The following is a 20,081-nucleotide window of genomic DNA, read 5'->3' on the forward strand; positions in this document are numbered from 1 at the left end:
GACGGGATCACTATCAATGGTGTCGACATCATCACTTTCGACGCGGACGCGCGCATCACCCACTTCAAGGTAATGGTCCGCCCGCTGAAAGCCATCAACCTGCTGCACCGCCTGATGGGGGAGCAACTAGCGCAACAGTGAACGCGGCGTAAGGCCGCCGTCCGATTGCAATCAAAGCTGCCTTCGACTCAAGGAAGTGGATAAGCTTCGCGCCAAGCTATTCCTGAAAATGCCGCCACGACATCGCCCGGGAGAACGCCATGCCGATCTACAAAGCGCCAGTTGAAGACGTCAACTTTCTGCTCAACGATGTCTTTCAAATCGATCGCTACGACAACCTTCCGGGATTTAGCGACGCCTCGGCCGATGTGCGCGAAGCAATTCTGAGCGAGGCCGCAAAACTCAGCGAGGAAGTCCTGCAGCCGCTCAATCGCGTCGGCGATCTCGAAGGTTGCACCCGTCACGACGATGGCAGCGTGACGACGCCGAAGGGATTCAAGGAGGCGTTCAAGCAGGTGGTGGAAGGCGGCTGGCTGGGGCTTTCGGCGCCGACAGAATATGGCGGTCAGGGATTGCCGATTACGCTCAGTCAGACTGTCACGGAATTCCAGTGCTCGGCGAACATGGCGTTCTCGATGTATGGCGGCCTGACGATCGGCGCCACCGCGGCGCTTCTCGTCCATGGCAGCGCCGAGCAGAAGGCGATGTATGTGCCGAAGATGGTGGCCGGTGAATGGACCGGTACGATGAATCTCACCGAGCCGCAATGCGGCACGGATTTGGGTTTGCTGCGCACCAAGGCGGTCAAGCAGGCCGACGGTAGCTACAAGATCACGGGCACCAAGATTTTCATTTCCGCCGGCGAACACGATCTCGCCGAGAACATCATCCATCTGGTGCTCGCACGAATCGAGGGCGCGCCCGCCGGCATCAAGGGCATCTCGCTGTTTGTGGTGCCGAAATTCCTTGTCAATGCCGACGGTTCGCTTGGCGCACGCAACGGCGTCACCTGCGGCTCGATCGAGCACAAGATGGGCATCCACGGCAATTCGACCTGCGTGATGAACTACGACAGCGCCACCGGCTGGCTGATCGGCGAAGAAAACAAGGGCATGCAAGGCATGTTCGTGATGATGAACGAAGCGCGGCTCGGCGTCGCCGTGCAGGGCCTGGCGCAATCGGAAGTCGCGTATCAGAACGCGGTCGCCTATGCCCGCGATCGCCTGCAGGGGCGTGCGCTCACCGGCGCCAAGTCGCCGGACAAGCCGGCAGATCCGATCATCGTGCATCCGGACGTGCGCCGCACGCTGCTGACGATCCGCGCGTTCAACGAGGCGGCACGCGCCATGGTGGTGTGGACCTCGCTCAAGAGCGATCTTGCGCATCGCTCCAGCGATCCGAAGGATCGCCAGGACGCCGACGATCATCTCGGATTAATGACGCCGGTGCTGAAGGGTTTCCTGACTGAAACCGGCTTTGCCAATGCCGTTCAGGCCCAGCAAATGTATGGCGGCCACGGCTATATTGCCGAGCAGGGCATGGAGCAGTTCGTGCGCGACGCCCGCATCGCCATGATCTACGAAGGCGCGAATGGCATTCAGGCGCTCGATCTTGTCGGACGCAAATTGCCGCGCGACGGCGGTCGCGCCGTGATGGCTTTCTTCGGCGAGCTCGGTGCCTTCGCCAAGGAACATGCGGCCGACGAAGCGATGAAGCCGTTCATCGCGCCACTCTCGACCGCGCTCGGTCATCTTCAGCAAGCTACCACCTGGCTGATGCAGAACGCGATGGCCAAGCCCGACAACGCCGGTGCCGCGGCGACCGATTACATGCATCTGTTTGGCCTGGTGACGCTGGGCTATATGTGGGCCAAGATGGCCAAGGTCGCCAACGGCAAGATTGCGAGCAGTGGCGCCACGGCCTATCTGTCGACCAAACTTGTGACCGGCCGCTTCTTCATGGAGCGCGTGCTGCCGGCAACCGCCACGCACCTGGCGCGCATCCAGAGTGGCAGCACGACCATCATGGAATTGGCGGCTGACGCTTTCTGATTCAAAATATCCTCAACCCGGGAGGGCATCATGCCTGAGGCATATATTTACGATCACGTTCGCACGCCGCGCGGCCGCGGCAAGGCCGATGGCGCGCTGCACGAAGTCACGGCGCTGGCGCTCGCCACCGTGCCGCTGAAAGCGCTCAAGGAGCGCAACAACCTGCCGGAAGACGTCGTCGACGACGTGATCCTCGGTGTGGTCGATCCGGTCGGCGAGGCCGGCTCCGACATCGCGCGCTTTGCGGCGCTGCAAGCCGGGCTTGGCGAATCCGTGCCGGGCATGCAGATCAGCCGCTTCTGCGCCTCCGGGCTCGATGCGGTGAATTTTGCCGCGGCCCAGATCATGAGCGGCCAGAATGAACTGACGATCGGCGGCGGCGCGGAATCCATGAGCCGTGTCGGCATCGGTGCGTCCGGCGGCGCCTGGCCGATGGATCCTTCGATTGCGGTGCCGGCCTATTTCATGCCGCAGGGTATCTCGGCCGATCTGATCGCGACCAAATACGGCTTCTCCCGCGATGATGTCGATGCCTATGCCGTGCAGAGCCAGCAGCGTGCCGGAAAGGCGTGGGACGAGGGCCGCTTCAATAAATCGGTGGTCCCGGTGAAGGACGTCAATGGCCTGACGATCCTGGCCAAGGATGAACATATGCGTCCGACCACCACCATGCAGTCGCTCGGTCAGCTCAAGCCGTCGTTCGCCGACGTCGCGGCGATGGGCGGCTTCGACGGCGTCGCGATCCAGTCGCATCCGGAGATCGAGCGCGTCAATTACGTGCATCACGCCGGCAACTCGTCCGGCATAGTCGACGGCGCCGGCGCGGTACTGCTCGGCAGCAAAGAGGCCGGCAGCAAGTACGGGCTGAAAGCGCGCGCCAAAATCCGCGCCTTCGCCAATATCGGCTCGGAGCCCGCGATGATGCTGACCGGCCCGGTCGATGTCACCGAAAAACTGTTCGAACGTTCCGGCATGAAGAAGTCCGATATCGATCTGTTCGAACTCAACGAGGCCTTTGCCTCGGTGGTGTTGCGCTATATGCAGGCCTTCGACATCGATAACGCGAAGATCAACGTCAATGGCGGCGCGATCGCGCTCGGCCATCCGCTTGGCGCGACCGGCGCCATGATTCTCGGCACCGTGCTCGACGAACTCGAGCGCAGCAACAAATCGACCGCGCTGGTCACTCTGTGCATCGGCGGCGGCATGGGCACCGCGACCATCATCGAGCGCGTGTAAGGGGAGCGGCCAATGGCTTTCAAGAATTTCAAGGTAGAAACCGACGCCGACGGCATCGTGCTGGTGACGTGGGATATTCCCGGCCGTTCGATGAACGTGCTCGACGAAACGACGATCGCCGAACTCGAAGAAATCGTGAAGCAGACCTCTGCCGATGCGGCGGTGAAGGGCGTCGTCGTCACGTCAGGCAAGGAAGCATTTTCGGCGGGCGCTGATCTGTCGATGCTGGAGGGCATGCATGGCCGTTACACCGCGCTGCTGAAGGACAAGGGCGAAGTCGCGGCCAACCAGATGCTGTTCGAGGAAAGCCGGCGGATGTCGCTGATCTTCCGCGCGATCGAGACTTCAGGCAAGCCATGGGCTGCCGCAATCAACGGCCTGGCGCTCGGCGGCGCGTTCGAACTGACGCTCGCCTGCCACTACCGCGTCGCGGCGCAGAATCCCAAGACGCGCCTTGGATTGCCGGAGATCAAGGTCGGACTATTCCCCGGCGCGGGTGGCACCCAGCGGGTGCCGCGCATCGTCTCGCCGCAGGATGCGATGCAGTTGCTGCTCAAGGGTGAGGCGGTCACGCTCGACAAGGCCAAGGCGCTCAACCTCATTCACGCCGTCGTGCCGGCGGCCGATCTGGTCAAGGCGGCCAAAGACTGGATCAAGGGCGGCGGCAAGGCAGTCGCGCCCTGGGATGAGAAGGGCTTCAAGTTACCCGGCGGCCCGGTCTTTTCGAAAGCCGGCATGATGATGTTCCCGGCGGGCAATGCGATCTACCGCCGCGAGACCTTCGACAACTACCCGGCCGCGCGCGCCGTGATGAAATGCGTCTATGAGGGCCTGCAACTGCCGATCGATGCGGCGCTGCGGGTCGAGTCGCGCTACTTCACGCAGATCCTGCGCTCGAACGAAGCGGCTGCGATGATCCGCTCGCTGTTCCTGTCGATGCAGGAATTGAACAAGGGTGCGCGGCGTCCGCAAGGCGTGCCGCCAACCAAAGTGAAGAAGCTCGCCGTGATCGGCGCCGGCTTCATGGGTGCCAGCGTCGGCTACGTCTCGGCCCGCGCCGGCATCAACGTCGTCCTGATCGATCGCGATCAGGCCAGCGCCGACAAGGGCAAGGCGCACGCGCAATCGGTCATCGACGACCTGATCAAGAAAGGCCGCGCCAAGGAAGCCGATCGTGACGCGATCCTGTCGCGCATCACGGCGACCGCCGACTACAATGCGATCTCGGACTGCGACCTGGTCATCGAGGCCGTGTTCGAGGACCGCAAGGTGAAGGCCGAGACCTATGCGAAGGCTCAGCCGCTGCTTCGCTCGGATGCGATCTTTGCTTCGAACACCTCGACCCTGCCGATCAATTCGCTGGCCGAAGAGTTCAAGGACCAGGGCAAGTTCATCGGCATCCATTTCTTCTCGCCGGTCGAGAAGATGATGCTGGTGGAGATCATCCTCGGCAAGAACACCGGCGATGTCGCACTTGCGACCGCGCTCGATTACACGCGCCAGATCGGCAAGACACCGATCGTGGTCAACGATAGCAGAGGCTTCTTCGCCAACCGCTGCGTGCTGCGGTTTACGGCCGAAGGGCTCGAAATGCTGATGGAAGGCGTGCCGCCGGCAATGATCGAGAACACCGCCAAGATGGCGGGCATGCCGGTCGGTCCGCTTTCGCTGTCGGATGAAGTTGCGCTCGATCTGGTGCTCAAGATCATGAAGGCGACCGAAGCCGATCTTGGTCCCAATGCGATCGATCAGGCGCAGAAGAAGCTCTTGGTCGAGATGGTCGAGAAACAAGGCCGCTTCGGCCGCAAGAACGGCAAGGGCTTCTACGACTATCCGGAGAAGGGCAAGGGTCAGAAGAGCCTGTGGCCTTCGCTCGGTGGCCTGCAGCCGAAACACCTCGATCCAGACACGCTCGACGTCGAGGAGTTGAAGCAGCGCTTCCTCGTGGTGCAAGCGGTGGAAGCCGCCCGCACGGTGGAAGACCACGTCATCACCGACATGCGCGAGGCGGATATCGGCTCGATCCTCGGTTTCGGCTTTGCGCCGTTCACCGGCGGTACGCTGTCCTATATCGACTTCATGGGAACCAGGAAGTTCGTCGACCTCTGCCACAAGCTCGAGACGAAATACGGCTCGCGCTTCACGCCGCCGAAGCTCCTGATCGAGATGGCCGAGAGGGGCGAGACCTTCTATGGCCGCTTCCCGCCGAAAAAGATTGCCGCGCAGGCCGCGGAGTGACCCAACGCGTCATTCCGGGGCGATGCGGAGCATCGAACCCGGAATCTCGTGATTCCGGGTCTGGTGCTAGCGCACCCTCCCGGAATGACGTTCACGATCAAGCCGCCTTCAGGCCTTCCTTGACCAGGGCTTCGTTCACCTTCGGTCGCGCTGCGACGCGGTCGCGATAGGCGAGCAGATTGTTCAGGCCCGACAGATCGAACTTCATGCTTTCGGCCCAGCGCACCATCACGAACAGATAGCCGTCGGCCACGGTGAACTGCTTGCCCATCAGATAGTCGCTGCCGGCGAGCTGCCCATCGACATATTTGAACTTGCCCATCGCGCGATCCTTGAAAACGCCTTTGGCTTCATCGGAAAGCGCCGGGTTGAACAGCGGGCCGATGTTCTTGTGCAACTCGCTGTTGATGTAGGTCAGCCATTCCAGCAGCTTGTAACGTTCGGCGCTGTCGCGGCCGGGCGCCAGGTTCTTGGCCGGGACCTGGTCGGCGATCCTTTGCACGATCACCGGACCTTCGGTGACGAGCTCGCCATTATCGAGTACCAGCGCCGGCACCTGGCCTTTGGGATTGATCTTCAAGAAATCGTCACCGTTTTCGAGCTTCTTGGCCCGCAGATCGACCTTGACCAGATCGTAGGGGAGGCCGGCCTCCAGAAGTGCGATATGGGGGGAGAGCGAGCAGGCTCCGGGCGCATAGTAGAGTTTCATTGGTTTTCTCCCTGGGATCATGACAAATGGGCAACGCATGGCTACATGCATCCGCATGAAGTAGTCAATATTGATGCATCTGCATTAAATGGGCTAGGGTAGCCGCCGACAGTTTGGACCTGACGATGAAACGCAAACCATCGACGGAAGCAACCGCCGCCTGGATTCGCCTGATGCGCGTCCAGAGCCGGGTGCTCAATTGCGTCGAACAGGATTTGAAAAAGGCGGGCTTTCCGCCGCTGGCCTGGTACGACGCGCTGCTCGAACTGTCGCGCGCGCCTGCCGGCGAGCTTCGGCCGGTGGAATTGGAAAAGCAGATGCTGCTCCCGCAATATTCGACGTCGCGGCTGATCGACCGGCTGGTCGATGAGGGGCTTGCGGTCCGCCGCGAGTGCAAGATCGACAAGCGGGGTCAGTTCGTCGAAATCACCGACGCCGGACGCGAACTGCAGAAGAAGATGTGGAGCGCCTATTCGGCGGGAATCGAAAAGCACGTCGGCTCGAAGTTGTCGGACGCCGACGCTATCAAGCTGTGCGGCCTGCTCGATCGGCTCGGCTGCTGTGCCGGCGGGGAAACTCCCTCGCTTGCCGCAAAAGACGGCGCGCCTGCCCGATGATATCATTGATTACTCTCAGTCCCGCGAACCCTGCGGTTCGTGGAAGCCTTTGGCTCCGCGCGCGTTCGGCCGCTGCGCCTCACGTCAGGAATTCGCATGGCGCGTGACCAGATCGATATGACACCTCTGCAGTCGCGCGACGAGCTCGTCGCCTGGCTTGAGGCGGGCGTCAAACCGGCTTCCGAGTTTCGGATCGGCACCGAGCACGAAAAGACGCCGTTTACGCTGAGCGGGCACCAGCCGGTGCCTTACGAAGGCGCGCGCGGCATCGGCGCGCTGCTTGAGGGGATGCAGCTCCTGCTCGGCTGGGAGCCGATCATGGAGCGCGGCAACATCATCGGCCTTTATGACGTGACCGGAGGCGGGGCGATTTCGCTCGAGCCGGGCGGCCAGTTCGAATTGTCGGGCGCGCCGGTGGACACCGTGCACCAGACCCAGAGCGAACTGATGGCGCATCTGGCCCAGGTGCGCGAGATCGCCGCCCCGTTGGGGATCGGCTTTCTCGGCCTCGGTATGACGCCGTCCTGGTCGCGGGCGCAGATTCCGATGATGCCCAAGGGCCGCTACAAGATCATGACCAATGACATGCCGAAGGTCGGCCGCTACGGCCTCGACATGATGTACCGGACCTGCACGGTGCAGACCAACCTCGATTTCTCCTCCGAAGCCGACATGGTCAAGAAGCTCCGTGTGTCCGTGGCGCTGCAGCCGGTGGCGACCGCTTTGTTCGCCAACTCGCCCTTCACCGAAGGCAAGCCGAACGGCTTTCTGTCATTCCGCTCGGAAATCTGGCGCGACACCGATAATGCGCGGGCCGGCATGATTCCATGGGCGTTCGAGGACGGCATGGGATTCGAGCGCTGGGTCGACTATGCGCTCGATGTGCCGATGTATTTCGTCAAACGCGGCGACACCTATGTCGACGTATCGGGTTCCTCGTTCCGCGATTTCTTCGCCGGGAAAAACCCGGCGCTTCCCGGCGAGCGGCCGATGCTGTCGGATTGGGCCAACCATCTTTCGACGATCTTCCCCGAAGTGCGGCTGAAGCGTTATCTGGAGATGCGCGGCGCCGATGGCGTGCCATGGGGCCGTTTGCCGGCGCTGCCGGCCTTCTGGGTCGGGCTGCTCTATGATGACACCAGCCTGAATGCCGCCTGGGACATCGTCAAAGGCTGGAATGCTCACGAACGGCAGTCGTTGCGCGATGACGTTCCGCGCCTCGGCTTCAAGGCGAGGATCAAGGATCGCTACATCTTCGAAGTCGCCAAGGAATGTCTGGTGCTGGCGCATTCGGGATTGCGCCGGCGCGGCCGCGCCGACCACCTCGGCCGCGACGAGACACGTTATCTTGAGCCGCTCGACCGGATCATCGACGCCGGTCAGACGCCGGCTGAAGAAATGCTGGCCAAGTTCAACGACGGTTGGCGGGGCTCGGTGGAACCGGCCTACAGCGAATACGCTTTCTAGCGCGGCGGCTGAAGCTCGCACCATTCTGCCGCGCGTTATCACGCGCGATTGTGAACCAAAGCCACACGAGATCAATAATTTGCGGTATCCCCTCGACATCGCGACGCGCGAGGCGGGATCCACGTGTGATCGCGCGTTAGTTGCTTGATTGAGCGTAATCTTTCCGAAATGCGACGCACTGCGCCTGTGTCCCTTATCGGAGGCGCATCATGCTTTAGACCTAGAAGCCGAATTCTGCCGTTCATCAGCCGTACAGGTTGATGGCGATCAAATGGCGGCCCGCGGCCGAGAGCCGCAATTTGCGCGTAACTCCAAACGGTTGAAAGCATCGCGAATGTGCGGAGGCCGCCTGCTAGTGGCGTGTTTGGGAACGCTCGTCCTCTTCGCCGTCACCACCCAACCGGCGCTGGCGCAAGCCAATTTCGATCGTCCGGGCGGCGACTACCAGAGCGCGCCGGTGCCCTCGGGCGATCCGGCCGATTGTGCGCTGGTCTGCGAACGCGACCGCCGCTGCCGCGCCTGGAGTTTCAACTATCCGAACGACATTTCGCATCTGGCGGTGTGCTGGCTGAAGAACAGCGTGCCGGCACGCGTCGCCGATGACTGTTGCGTCTCGGGCGTGCGGGGCGCCGGCGTGGTCGAGCCACGCAACGGTACCGAGGAAATTTCGATCGATCGCGCCGGGGGCGATTACCGCAGCTTCGAGCTCAAGCGCGGCGAGCGCGAGGAGGCCTGCAAGGCGGCTTGCGGTGCCGACAATAAATGCCGCGCCTGGACCTATGCGCGGGCGGGATATGTAGGGCGGGAACCCCACTGTTTTCTCAAGAAGGAAATCAAGCCGCCGCGGCGCAAGCCGGGCTTCACATCCGGCGTGATCAGGTAACATCGCCCGCATTGGCGGCGTAATGACGCCAGCGGTCCGCCACCGATGGCGGTGGCGTGGGCCGAAACCCGAGCACGGAGCATTCCGATGATGATCACGCGCAGGATTTTGAATGGAGCCCTGATCGCAGGCGCGCTCGCCGTTGCAGCGCCGCTGGCGGCCGCCTGGGCCAACACCGCGGTTCCCTTCTCGGCTGAGGCGTTCAGGGCGGCACAGGTTTCCGGCAGCCCGATCCTGGTTGAAATCCATGCCGACTGGTGTCCGACCTGCAAGGCGCAGAATCCCATTCTCGACAAGCTGACCTCCGCCGCGAAATTCAAGGATCTGAAAATCTTCCGGGTCGATTTCGATGCCCAGAAGCCGGTGGTCAAAGAGTTCGGCGCGCAGATGCAGTCGACGCTGATCGTCTTCAAGGGAGGCGCCGAACAGGGCCGCTCGGTCGGCGACACCAAGGAAGCCTCAATCGAAGCTTTGCTCAACAAGAGCCTTTGATTCCTGACGTGACCGCGCTCGTACTGGCATTTGCCGCCGGGACGCTCTCGATCCTGTCGCCTTGCGTATTGCCGCTGGTCCCGATCGTGCTCGGCGCCGCCGTCACCGCGCACGCTCTGGGCGCGGTCGCGTTGGCTGCGGGGCTGGCGTTTTCGTTTACCGGCTTTGGCCTCCTGCTCGCAGTGGTGGGATTTGGCTTCGGCATCGATGCAGGCCAGCTTCGCTTCGCGGCTGCGGCGATCATGGTGGTGCTCGGCTTGATTCTGCTGACGCCGTCGTGGCAGGCGCGCCTCGCAGGCGCCGGTGGCCCGGTTTCAGCCTGGGCCGACCGGCAGTTTGGCGGCCTGGCCGCTTCCGGTCTTGCCGGTCAGTTCGGAATAGGTCTCTTGCTCGGCGCAGTCTGGTCGCCCTGCGTCGGCCCGACATTGGGAGCCGCCTCGCTCCTTGCCTCGCAAGGTCACGATCTCGCGAAAGTGGCGCTGACGATGGTGATGTTCGGCGTCGGCGCCGGACTGCCGTTGATCCTGCTCGGCCTGTTGTCGCGCGCAAGCTTGATGCGTATCCGCGGCAGGCTGATGTCGGCGGGAAAACTCGGCAAGGGTCTGCTGGGCGCGGCCTTTCTCGTCACAGGCGTTGCGATCATCGTTGGCGTTGACAAGCGGATCGAGGCCGCGCTCGTCGAAGCCTCGCCGCAATGGCTCACCGACCTGACGACTTCATTTTAACTTGGGGAGGATTCGCGCCATGCAGATGGAATCCGTCCTGACCTGCCCGACATGCGGCTTTAGCGCACGCGAACAGATGCCGCTCGATGCCTGTCAGTTCTTCTATATCTGCAAGGGTTGCGGCGAGAAGCTGAAGCCCAAAGCAGGGGACTGCTGCGTGTTCTGCTCGTACGGATCGGAGCCTTGTCCGCCGGTTCAGCAGCACGGCAAAGGGCCGTGCTGCGGATGAAGTGCGTGACAGTGGCTGCTACGACGGAACGGAACCTTCGGAACGCGCTACCGGACCGAGGTGAAGAACCGCGCCAGTCGGAAGCCCGATAGCCAAGTCCAGACCGGCTGCTCGCGGATGCCGAGGTCCCAGGAGCCGATCACGGCATCGGCGCGTCCGACCAGATCGTCGATCGGCAGCATGCCGACCCCGCCGTCGCGCAGCGGCACACGGCTATCGGCGGAGTTGTCGCGGTTGTCGCCCATGACGAACAGATAGCCTTCGGGCACCGTCACTTCCGCGGTGTTGTCGAGCCGTCCGTTGTCGCGAATCTTGAAAATGGCGTGACTGACGCCGCCCGGCAGCGTCTCGATGTAGCGCCGCGCCGGCTCGAAGCCACCGCGTTCGTCTTCCACCTCGCCGATGCCGTCCGCCTTCAACGATGCCGCGCGGTCGTTGATGAAGAGCTGACCCTGCCGCATCTGAATACGGTCGCCGGGAAGGCCGACGACGCGCTTGACCCAGGCCTGCGAGCGGTCGCCGGGCCAGCGGAACACCACGACATCGCCGCGCTTGGGCGCATTGCCGAAGATGCGCCCGGTCTCGGGCAGGTTGATCTGGATCGGCAGCGAGGCGGTGCCGTAGCCGTAAGGGAATTTCGATGCGAGCAGTGCGTCGCCGATCAGAAGGGTCGGCTCCATCGAGCCCGACGGCACATAGAACGGCTCGGCGATAGCGCCCTTGGCCAGAAACACCAGTCCCAGCGCTGCCATGAATTGAAGAAGTTGAGCACCCCAGCCGCGTGCGCGCGTGGCGATCGTTTGCCGTTCCATGGTCATGCGCCGGTGCCTCCAACCGTAATCCTTTCCATCCGCAGCGTCGGCTGGCCGACGCCAACCGGAACACCCTGGCCGTTCTTGCCGCAGGTTCCGATACCAGTGTCGAGTGCGAGGTCGTTGCCGATCATGGTGATGCGATGCAGGTCAGTCGGTCCGTTGCCGATCAGCATCGCGCCCTTGAGCGGTGCGCCCACCTTGCCGTTTTCGATCCGGTAAGCTTCGGTACACTGGAACACATATTTGCCGGAGGTGATGTCGACCTGGCCGCCGCCGAAATTGGCGGCATAGACGCCGTTCTTGACCGAGGCCAGAATTTCGGCCGGATCATGGCTACCCGACAGCATGTAAGTGTTGGTCATGCGCGGCATCGGCACGTGGGCATAGCCCTGACGGCGACCGTTACCGGTCGGCTTCATGTTCATCAGCCGGGCGTTCTGCCGGTCCTGCATGTAGCCGACGAGGATGCCGTCTTCGATCAAGACCGTGCGGTTGGTCGGTGTGCCTTCGTCATCGATCGAGAGCGAACCTCGCCTTGAAGCCATGGTGCCGTCATCGACCACGGTGACGCCCTTCGCCGCGACCTGCCGGCCCATCAGCCCGGCAAAGGCCGAAGTCTTCTTGCGGTTGAAGTCGCCCTCAAGTCCGTGGCCAACCGCTTCGTGCAGCATCACACCGGGCCAGCCGGCCCCGAGCACGACATCCATTTCGCCGGCGGGGGCCGGCACCGATTCCAGATTGACCAGGGCTTCGCGGATCGCGCCGTCGGCGGCCTCGCGCCAGGACTTGGTCTCGATAAAGCGCGCATAACCCTCGCGGCCACCATAGCCTCGAGAGCCGCTCTCCTGGCGGGCGCCCTGGCCGGCCACCACTGAAATATTGACCCGCACCAGCGGGCGGATGTCGCGGTAGCTCTCGCCATCGGGGCGCAGGATCTCGACCACCTGCCAGGTCGCGCCCAGGCTGACGGTTACCTGGCGCACCCGCGGCTCCTTCTCACGCACATAGGCGTCGATTTCGGCGAGCAGCTTGACCTTGGCCTCGAAGCCGGGCGCGTCCAGCGGATTTTCGTCGCCATAAAGCCGCACATTGGTATGCGCCGGCGGGGCGGCAAACGTGCCGCTATAGCCGCCGCGTACAGCCGCAACCGCGTCCGCAGCGCGTATCAGAGCGGGCAGCGATACGTCGGAGGAATGTGCGTAGCCGACCGCGTCGTCCTTCACGGCGCGCAGGCCAAATCCCTGGCTGGTGTCATAGGTCGCCTGCTTCAGGCGGCCGTTATCGAACGTCAGCGCTTCGGTCTGGCTATATTCGAGGAACAACTCGCCATCGTCGGCGCCCTCAAGTCCGCGGCCGATCTGCAGGCGGACCGAATCACGATCGAGTTGGGCGCGGTCAATGAGCGAGGTGGGGGGCGTCATGCGTACTCCAGATTTCTGTCTTTCGCTGGCCGTCGTCGGCATGGTCCGGCCCGCAGGCTCGTTCAAACTAGACAATTCCGGCAAGGCGGTCGCGTTACATCAACGTAATCAGGGCCGGTTTCCAAATCCGCATGATGTTCTCGCCACTTTTCCAAAATAGGCGCGACGATCTGCGAAAGGGAGGGGCCGGGCGTGTCATAAAGCGAGGCACATTGCCTCACGGTAATTTGTCGTAACCCTCGCCAAGCCCGTTCAGGCTCAGCGGAAAGCCGATGCCCTCCTCGGGCGTCTCAAAGATGATGAACGTCGCGGTCTTGGCGCTGCGCAATTGGCCTAACAGCTTGTCGTCCATCACGACTTCGGCCACACAGCCGTTCGGCAGGCAGCGCACGAAGCCGGCGCGTCCGACGTCGACATTGTCGAGCTTCAGGCCAAGGCCGGAGGGCAGCAGCACGCCGAGCGGTGCGACCACCCGCATCAGCTTGCTTTTCTGGTCGGCTGTCTTGAGCACGATGACCGTCAGCCCCGCATTGGAGCGGTCCTCGGCTACCACACTCTGGATCAGCGCGCATTGCTCGCTTTGGGCGCCCGGTGGGGTATCGCAGCGGATCTGCCAGTCGCCGTGGACCGAACGCACCGCACCTTGCGCATTTGCCGGCGCGGAGAGGCCGAACCAGCAGAAAACGCCGAGAACCGCTGCCATTCCAGCGACCCATCGTGTGCGGGGCTCGTGGCGGGCCGGCGCCAAAGGAGCGGAGCTGGTCAGTGGGTGTTTCGGAAGGCCCATGAGGGTCGATCCCTTGATTTCTTCGGCAAAATCGGACGTGCCCGACTGATACGGCAAATGACGGCGCCATGAAGGCTGGTCCTGCGCGGCGCGAACCGAATCCGCCGACGAATCAGCCCGCCCAAGAACCCTCGCCCCCGTGCCTACATCCGGTATACCGCCTGTCAAGCCGGGATCGGGCGCCAAACAGGGAGTTGGGCTGATTTCCCGGGGGAAACGCGGCATCCCCACAATAGCCGCACATGCACCCCTCGACGACGTACTACTGCATTGCGATGCCCGTAGAATTATGGTTTGAGAGGCTGGATTTTGACGCATTCCAGCAAGCTGGCCCTTGTGCTTTGAAGGCGCATCGCAAGCCATTTGGCAGGGATCGGAATCGTTGCGCTATTCGCCTTCAGCGGACTGCGCCAGGGGATATTATCGAAGGGAGCGCGAGCGGCATGAAGATGTCGAAGGGCCAGATCGGCCGTCGGTTGCTGGGTTGGGCGGTGGCCGGCACCGCCATGGGAGCCTGCGGATCGGCGTTTGCCGAACTGGGCCAGCCGGCGCCTTGGGAATACAAGCTGCAGGAAGCCGCGACCCCAGTGATGGAGAATATCACCTGGTTTCATAACTTCCTCTTGGTCCTGATCACCCTTATCACGCTGTTCGTGCTGGCCCTGCTGGTCGTCGTGGTGGTCAAGTTCAACGCCAGGGCCAACCCGGTTCCGTCCCGGACCACCCATAACACCTTGATCGAGGTGGCCTGGACGCTGATCCCGGTGCTGATCCTGGTCGGCATTGCGGTTCCCTCGTTCCGTCTGCTGTTTCTCGAGCTCGACGTTCCCAAGGCCGATCTGACCATCAAGGCGACCGGCAAACAGTGGTACTGGTCCTATGCCTATCCGGATAACGGCAAGTTCGAATTCGATTCGCTGATGGCCCAGGACAAGCAGCCGCGGCTGCTCGGCGTCGACAACGAGATGGTGGTGCCGGTGAACAAGGTGATCCGGGTCCAGACGGTTGGCGCGGACGTGATCCATTCCTTCGCGGTGCCGGCTTTCGGCATCAAGATCGACGCGATTCCCGGCCGTCTCAACGAGACCTGGTTCAAGGCGACCAAGACCGGCATGTTCTACGGCCAGTGCTCGGAACTGTGCGGCAAGGACCATGCGTTCATGCCGATCGCGGTCAGGGTCGTCACCGACAAGGAATTCGCCGCCTGGGTCGAGGACGCCAAGAAGAAATTCGCGGCCAATCCCGCGAATTCGTTCGCCTCGATCGGGACGGCGGCACAGTGAGCTCGATGGACCGGCCCCTTCGGCTTTGAGGGGACGGTCAGGAATTGATCGCCGGGCCCAAGGCGCGTCGCAGGACGGGTCAAGTCGGCAAGGACGATGGGACCGCAAGGGGTCTTAAAGACCTGAGGATTGCAAAGCAGGGTTTGAAAATGGCAACCACCGCAGCGACACACGACCACGCCCATGACGACCACGGCCATCCCACCGGATGGCGGCGCTGGTTGTTCTCGACCAACCACAAGGACATCGGCACGATGTACCTGGTGTTTGCGATCTTCGCCGGCATCATCGGCGCGGCGATGTCGATCGCGATCCGGATCGAGCTGATGTATCCGGGCGTGCAGCTGTTCCACGAAACCCACACCTACAACGTCTTCGTCACCTCGCACGGCCTGATCATGATCTTCTTCATGGTGATGCCGGCGATGATCGGCGGCTTCGGCAACTGGTTCGTGCCGTTGATGATCGGCGCGCCGGACATGGCGTTCCCGCGCATGAACAACATTTCGTTCTGGCTGTTGCCGGCTTCCTTTGCGCTGCTGTTGCTCTCGAGCTTCGTCGAGGGCGAGCCGGGCGCGAATGGCGTCGGCGCGGGCTGGACCATTTACGCACCGCTGTCGACGACCGGCCATCCGGGACCCGCGGTCGATTTCGCGATTCTGTCGCTGCATCTGGCCGGTGCCTCGTCGATCCTCGGCGCCATCAACTTCATCACCACGATCTTCAACATGCGCGCGCCCGGCATGACCCTGCACAAGATGCCGCTGTTCGTCTGGTCGATCCTGGTGACGGTGTTCCTGCTGCTGCTGTCGCTGCCGGTGCTCGCCGGCGCCATCACCATGCTGCTGACCGACCGCAACTTCGGCACCACCTTCTTCTCTGCTGAAGGCGGCGGCGATCCGGTGCTGTTCCAGCACCTGTTCTGGTTCTTCGGACATCCCGAAGTCTACATCCTGATCCTGCCGGGCTTCGGCATGATCAGCCAGATCGTCTCGACCTTCTCGCGCAAGCCGGTGTTCGGTTATCTCGGCATGGCCTACGCCATGGTCGCGATCGGCGGCATCGGTTTCGTGGTGTGGGCGCACCACATGTACACGGTCGGCATGTCGTCGGCGACGCAGGCCTACTTCGTCGCTGCCACCATGGTGATCGCGGTGCCGACCGGCGTGAAGATCTTCTCCTGGATCGCCACGATGTGGGGCGGCTCGATCGAATTCCGCACCCCGATGCTGTGGGCGATCGGCTTCATCTTCCTGTTCACCGTCGGCGGCGTCACCGGTGTCGTACTGGCGAATGCGGGCGTCGACCGCGTCCTGCAGGACACCTACTACGTGGTGGCGCACTTCCACTACGTGCTGTCGCTGGGCGCCGTGTTCGCGATTTTCGCCGGCTGGTACTACTGGTTCCCGAAGATGTCGGGCTACATGTACAACGAGACCATCGGCAAGGCGCACTTCTGGTTCACCTTCATCGGCGTCAACCTGGTGTTCTTCCCGCAGCACTTCCTCGGCCTGTCCGGCATGCCGCGCCGCTACGTCGACTATCCCGACGCCTTTGCCGGCTGGAATCTGGTGTCGTCGATCGGCTCCTACATCTCCGGATTTGGCGTGCTGATCTTCATGTACGGTGTCATCGACGCCTTCATGCGCAAGCAGCAGGCCGCCGACAATCCGTGGGGCGCCGGTGCGACCACGCTGGAATGGACGCTGTCATCGCCGCCGCCGTTCCACCAGTTCGAAGTCTTGCCGCGCGTGCAGTAATGGGCGGCGCGGCGCGATGAGCGCCGCGTTGCCTTCTTGAAGGAAGCGAGAGCCGTCTTGTCGGTCGTCGATCATACCAGCATCGAACTCAGCCCCCGGATCTCGGAAGCCGAGGTTGCCGATTACGTCGCGCTTCTGAAGCCTCGGGTGATGTCGCTCGTGGTGTTCACGGCACTCGTCGGCCTGATGATAGCGCCGATCCATGTGCATCCGGTGCTGGCCTTCACCTCGATCCTCTGCATCGCGGTCGGCGCCGGCGCCTCGGGCGCGCTCAACATGTGGTACGAGGCCGATATTGACGCGTTGATGTCGCGGACCGCCAACCGGCCGATCCCGCGCGGCCGGATAGCGCCGGGTGAAGCCGCCGCCTTCGGCATGACGCTCGCTTTCTTCTCCGTGATGACGCTCGGCATTCTCGTTAACTGGGTCGCGGGCGCGCTGCTCGCTTTCACGATCTTCTTCTACGTCGTGATCTACACCGTGGCGCTCAAGCGCTGGACCGCGCAGAACATCGTGATCGGCGGAGCCGCTGGTGCGCTTCCGCCCGTGGTGGCATGGGCGGCCGCCACCGGCTCGCTCTCGGTCGAGCCGGTGCTGTTGTTTCTGATCATCTTCTTCTGGACGCCGCCGCATTTCTGGGCGCTGGCGCTGTTCCGCAGCGACGACTATGCCCGGGCCGGCGTTCCGATGCTGCCGGTCACCGCCGGGCCGGACGTGACGCGGCTGCAAATTCTGCTCTACACGATCGTGCTGGTCGCCGTGGCGCTGGCGCCCTGGCCGCTCGGCTATTTCGACGCGGTCTATGGCGTGGTCTCGCTCCTCCTGGGCGGCGGCATGCTGTGGCTCTCGATCGACGTCTACCGCCTTCGTGAGGGCCGCGAAGCCAATCGGGCCACGCGCCGGCTGTTCGCGTTTTCGATCCTCTATCTCTTCGCGCTGTTTGCCACCCTCCTGCTCGAGGTGGTGGCGCGCGGTATTGCTCCGTTGATCTGGTAAGGGCGCATGGCGATAGCGATGGCCGATCACGATAAACCAGACGGAATCGTCCTCACCGAGGCGCAAAAGAAAAGCCGCCGCCAGCGCTCGGTCGCCATCGCGCTCGCGCTCGGCGTCCTGGTTCTGTTGTTTTTCGCCGTCACCATCGTCAAGGGGCCGGCCGTTCTCGTGCGGCCGTTGTAAGGACATGGCAGACCATCAGAACCAGCACCCGGCTTCCGCAGGCGAGAAGAAATCGTCGCGGCGCGGCCTGACGCGTGATGCCGCTGTGGCTGCGATTTGCGGTTTCGTGGTGGTGCTGATGGTCGGCGCCGCCTACGCCGCCGTGCCCTTCTACAACTGGTTTTGCCGCGCCACCGGCTTCAACGGCACGACGCAGGTGGCGACCTCGGCTCCATCGGGCGCGCCGCTCGAGCGCAAGGTCGCTATACGCTTCGATTCCAACGTCGCCGGCGGGCTGCCCTGGAAGTTCGAGCCGGAGCAGACCGAGATCGAGGTGCGTATCGGCGAAGTCACCACTGTCTTTTACAAGGTAACCAACCAGTCCGCGCGGACCACGACCGGGCAGGCGGCCTACAATGTCGCGCCGCTGACGGTCGGCTCCTATTTCGAGAAGATCAACTGCTTCTGCTTCACCGAGCAGACCATGGCGCCGGGGGAAACGCGTCAGATGCCGGTTGTGTTCTATGTCGATCCTTCGATCGTCAAGGACAGCGAGAACGACAGCGTCAACACCATCACCCTGTCCTACACCTTCTTCCCTGTCCGCGAGCCATCGGTGAAGCCGCTGGCGGCGGGCGAATCGGAAAAGTCCGGAGCAAGCGCGAAGGGCAATCTTTGAGTGAACGATGGTCCGCCAAACGAGATCATCGCGAAGTTTGAATTGGAATATTGAGACGGAGGGGCCGGGCAGGCCCTGCTAACGGAGAGATCGAAAAATGGCTACGGCGCAAGTCAAGCATCACGACTACCACCTCGTCGATCCGAGCCCGTGGCCGGTCGTCGGCTCGATTTCAGCTTTCATTATGGCGGTCGGCGCCATCCTCTGGATGCACCATATGACGGGTGCCGCGCCGATTATCTTCTTCGTCGGTTTGCTCGGCGTGCTCTACACCATGGCGAGCTGGTGGATGGATGTGATCCGCGAGGCGCAATACAAGGGCGATCACACCCGCGTCGTTCAGATCAGCCATCGCTACGGCATGATCCTGTTCATCGCCTCCGAGGTGATGTTCTTCGTCGCCTGGTTCTGGGCCTTTTTCAACTCGGCGCTGTTCCCGGCCGATGCGGTTCACGCCGCGCGCGATGCGATCTTCGGATGCGGCGCCGGCACCCAGATGGGCGCATGCGCCGTTCCCGGCACCTGGCCGCCCAAGGGCATCGAAGCGTTCGACCCATGGCATCTGCCGCTGCTCAACACCTTGTTGCTGCTGACTTCGGGCACCACCGTGACCTGGGCACACCATGCGCTTCTGGAAAATGACCGCCAGGGCCTGAAATACGGCCTTTGGCTGACCATTGCGCTCGGTGCCTGCTTCACCTGCGTGCAGGCTTACGAATATAGCCACGCGCTGTTTGGCTTCTCTGGCAACGTCTACGGCGCGACCTTCTTCATGGCGACCGGCTTCCACGGCTTCCATGTGCTGGTCGGCACCATCTTCCTGATCGTTTGCCTTGCCCGCGCTTACGCCGGGCACTTTACGCCGACCCAACACCTCGGCTTCGAATTCGCCGCCTGGTACTGGCATTTCGTCGACGTGGTGTGGCTGTTCCTGTTTGCCTGCATCTACGTCTGGGGCACCGGCGGCGGCCGGCTCGTCGGGGCCGAATAGGCTTTCCGTCGATCTCTTCGCGAAGGGCGGCCTCGCGGCCGCCCTTTTTGTTGACGCAGCCCGGTCGTGATAGATTGCCCGGCATGAGCACTACCCATACCACCGAACCGGATACGCCGTCCCTGGCCCAGAGCGTGCTGCGTGGACTCGCCTGCAAATGCCCGCGCTGTGGCAACGGCAAACTGTTCGCGGGATTTCTCACCTTGCGGCCGAAATGCGATGTGTGCGGGCTGGACTTTGCCTTCATCGACACCGGCGATGGTCCCGCCATTTTCATCATCATGCTGGCGGGCGCGATCGTGGTGGCCTGCGCCTTGATCGTCGAAGTGAAGTATCAGCCGCCGTTCTGGTTGCATGCGGTGCTGTGGCTGCCGCTAATCCTGGCGACCACGCTGTTGCCGCTGCGTTCGATGAAGTCGCTGTTGATCGCGCTGCAATTCCATCACAAGGCTGCTCCAGGCCGCTTAATCAATCGCGAGCCGAAGTGACCGAGGCGATCGGACGGCGAGGCCTCGGTTTCGGCCTTTTCACGTTGGC

Annotated in this window: 20 protein-coding genes and 1 pseudogene; 17 read left to right on the top strand and 4 right to left on the bottom strand. The window is 62.7% G+C overall.

The annotated features are described in order from the left end of the window. From VFL62_RS01640 to VFL62_RS01655, 4 genes and pseudogenes are all read left to right on the top strand, one after another. Positions 1-141, top strand: a pseudogene (locus VFL62_RS01640) (nuclear transport factor 2 family protein); the annotation flags it as partial. A gap of 119 nt (positions 142-260) precedes the next feature. Beyond that, positions 261-2,051: an acyl-CoA dehydrogenase C-terminal domain-containing protein gene (locus VFL62_RS01645; RefSeq protein WP_325170638.1), complete on the top strand. Its 1,791-nt coding sequence runs from the start codon at positions 261-263 to the stop codon at positions 2,049-2,051. 30 nt (positions 2,052-2,081) lie between these two features. Then, on the top strand, positions 2,082-3,290 hold the full coding sequence (locus VFL62_RS01650) for an acetyl-CoA C-acetyltransferase (RefSeq protein ID WP_325170639.1): 1,209 nt from the start codon (positions 2,082-2,084) through the stop codon (positions 3,288-3,290). Between the two features lie 12 nt (positions 3,291-3,302). Continuing rightward, entirely contained in the window at positions 3,303-5,528 is a 2,226-nt protein-coding gene (locus VFL62_RS01655; RefSeq protein WP_325170640.1) for a 3-hydroxyacyl-CoA dehydrogenase NAD-binding domain-containing protein, read from the top strand. Between the two features lie 97 nt (positions 5,529-5,625). On the opposite strand, the gene gstA is transcribed toward VFL62_RS01655, so the two are convergent. Further along, positions 5,626-6,237: a glutathione transferase GstA gene (gene gstA / locus VFL62_RS01660; protein WP_325170641.1), complete on the bottom strand. Its 612-nt coding sequence runs from the start codon at positions 6,235-6,237 to the stop codon at positions 5,626-5,628. Between the two features lie 125 nt (positions 6,238-6,362). Here gstA and VFL62_RS01665 point away from each other — a divergent pair, with 125 nt between their 5' ends. From VFL62_RS01665 to VFL62_RS01690, 6 genes are all read left to right on the top strand, one after another. Continuing rightward, positions 6,363-6,854: a MarR family winged helix-turn-helix transcriptional regulator gene (locus VFL62_RS01665; RefSeq protein WP_325170642.1), complete on the top strand. Its 492-nt coding sequence runs from the start codon at positions 6,363-6,365 to the stop codon at positions 6,852-6,854. A gap of 96 nt (positions 6,855-6,950) precedes the next feature. Further along, positions 6,951-8,321 carry a glutamate--cysteine ligase gene (locus tag VFL62_RS01670; protein ID WP_325170643.1) on the top strand — a complete coding sequence of 457 codons (1,371 nt, stop codon included), beginning with the start codon at positions 6,951-6,953 and terminating at the stop codon, positions 8,319-8,321. A gap of 334 nt (positions 8,322-8,655) precedes the next feature. Further along, entirely contained in the window at positions 8,656-9,204 is a 549-nt protein-coding gene (locus VFL62_RS01675; protein WP_325170644.1) for a PAN domain-containing protein, read from the top strand. A gap of 87 nt (positions 9,205-9,291) precedes the next feature. Continuing rightward, complete coding sequence (locus tag VFL62_RS01680) at positions 9,292-9,696, top strand: thioredoxin family protein (RefSeq protein WP_325170645.1); 405 nt, start codon at positions 9,292-9,294, stop codon at positions 9,694-9,696. An 8-nt stretch (positions 9,697-9,704) separates the two neighbouring features. After that, entirely contained in the window at positions 9,705-10,421 is a 717-nt protein-coding gene (locus VFL62_RS01685) for a cytochrome c biogenesis CcdA family protein (RefSeq protein ID WP_325170646.1), read from the top strand. A gap of 19 nt (positions 10,422-10,440) precedes the next feature. Continuing rightward, positions 10,441-10,650: a GDCCVxC domain-containing (seleno)protein gene (locus VFL62_RS01690; protein WP_325170647.1), complete on the top strand. Its 210-nt coding sequence runs from the start codon at positions 10,441-10,443 to the stop codon at positions 10,648-10,650. Positions 10,651-10,697: 47 nt separating this feature from the next. Here VFL62_RS01690 and lepB read toward each other — a convergent pair whose 3' ends face one another. From lepB to VFL62_RS01705, 3 genes are all read right to left on the bottom strand, one after another. Continuing rightward, positions 10,698-11,468 (bottom strand): signal peptidase I, encoded by a 771-nt coding sequence (gene lepB, locus VFL62_RS01695; protein WP_325170648.1) that lies wholly within the window; start codon positions 11,466-11,468, stop codon positions 10,698-10,700. Further along, positions 11,465-12,886, bottom strand: a complete 1,422-nt coding sequence (tldD, locus tag VFL62_RS01700) for a metalloprotease TldD (RefSeq protein ID WP_325170649.1) — start codon at positions 12,884-12,886, stop codon at positions 11,465-11,467. The genes lepB and tldD overlap by 4 nt, the downstream gene beginning before the upstream one ends. 217 nt (positions 12,887-13,103) lie before the next feature. Then, positions 13,104-13,589 (bottom strand): invasion associated locus B family protein, encoded by a 486-nt coding sequence (locus VFL62_RS01705; RefSeq protein ID WP_325170650.1) that lies wholly within the window; start codon positions 13,587-13,589, stop codon positions 13,104-13,106. A 527-nt stretch (positions 13,590-14,116) separates the two neighbouring features. Here VFL62_RS01705 and coxB point away from each other — a divergent pair. From coxB to VFL62_RS01740, 7 genes are all read left to right on the top strand, one after another. Continuing rightward, the gene (gene coxB / locus VFL62_RS01710) at positions 14,117-14,956 is read left to right on the top strand and encodes a cytochrome c oxidase subunit II (protein WP_325170651.1); all 840 of its coding nucleotides are present in this window, start codon (positions 14,117-14,119) and stop codon (positions 14,954-14,956) included. 149 nt (positions 14,957-15,105) lie between these two features. Next, complete coding sequence (gene ctaD, locus VFL62_RS01715) at positions 15,106-16,716, top strand: cytochrome c oxidase subunit I (RefSeq protein WP_325170652.1); 1,611 nt, start codon at positions 15,106-15,108, stop codon at positions 16,714-16,716. A gap of 57 nt (positions 16,717-16,773) precedes the next feature. Then, positions 16,774-17,712, top strand: a complete 939-nt coding sequence (locus tag VFL62_RS01720; RefSeq protein ID WP_325170653.1) for a heme o synthase — start codon at positions 16,774-16,776, stop codon at positions 17,710-17,712. A 6-nt stretch (positions 17,713-17,718) separates the two neighbouring features. After that, positions 17,719-17,895, top strand: coding sequence for a CoxF protein (locus VFL62_RS01725; protein ID WP_325170654.1), 177 nt, complete (start codon positions 17,719-17,721; stop codon positions 17,893-17,895). A gap of 4 nt (positions 17,896-17,899) precedes the next feature. Then, positions 17,900-18,553: a cytochrome c oxidase assembly protein gene (locus VFL62_RS01730; RefSeq protein WP_325170655.1), complete on the top strand. Its 654-nt coding sequence runs from the start codon at positions 17,900-17,902 to the stop codon at positions 18,551-18,553. Positions 18,554-18,650: 97 nt separating this feature from the next. Further along, a complete protein-coding gene (locus VFL62_RS01735) occupies positions 18,651-19,544 on the top strand; it encodes a cytochrome c oxidase subunit 3 (protein WP_325170656.1) in 894 nt (297 codons plus the stop codon). Between the two features lie 83 nt (positions 19,545-19,627). Further along, a complete protein-coding gene (locus VFL62_RS01740) occupies positions 19,628-20,032 on the top strand; it encodes a DUF983 domain-containing protein (RefSeq protein WP_325170657.1) in 405 nt (134 codons plus the stop codon). Positions 20,033-20,081: the final 49 nt, after the last annotated feature.

The sequence above is a fragment of the Bradyrhizobium sp. genome (assembly GCF_035701725.1).
Taxonomy (GTDB): Bacteria; Pseudomonadota; Alphaproteobacteria; order Rhizobiales; family Xanthobacteraceae; genus Bradyrhizobium.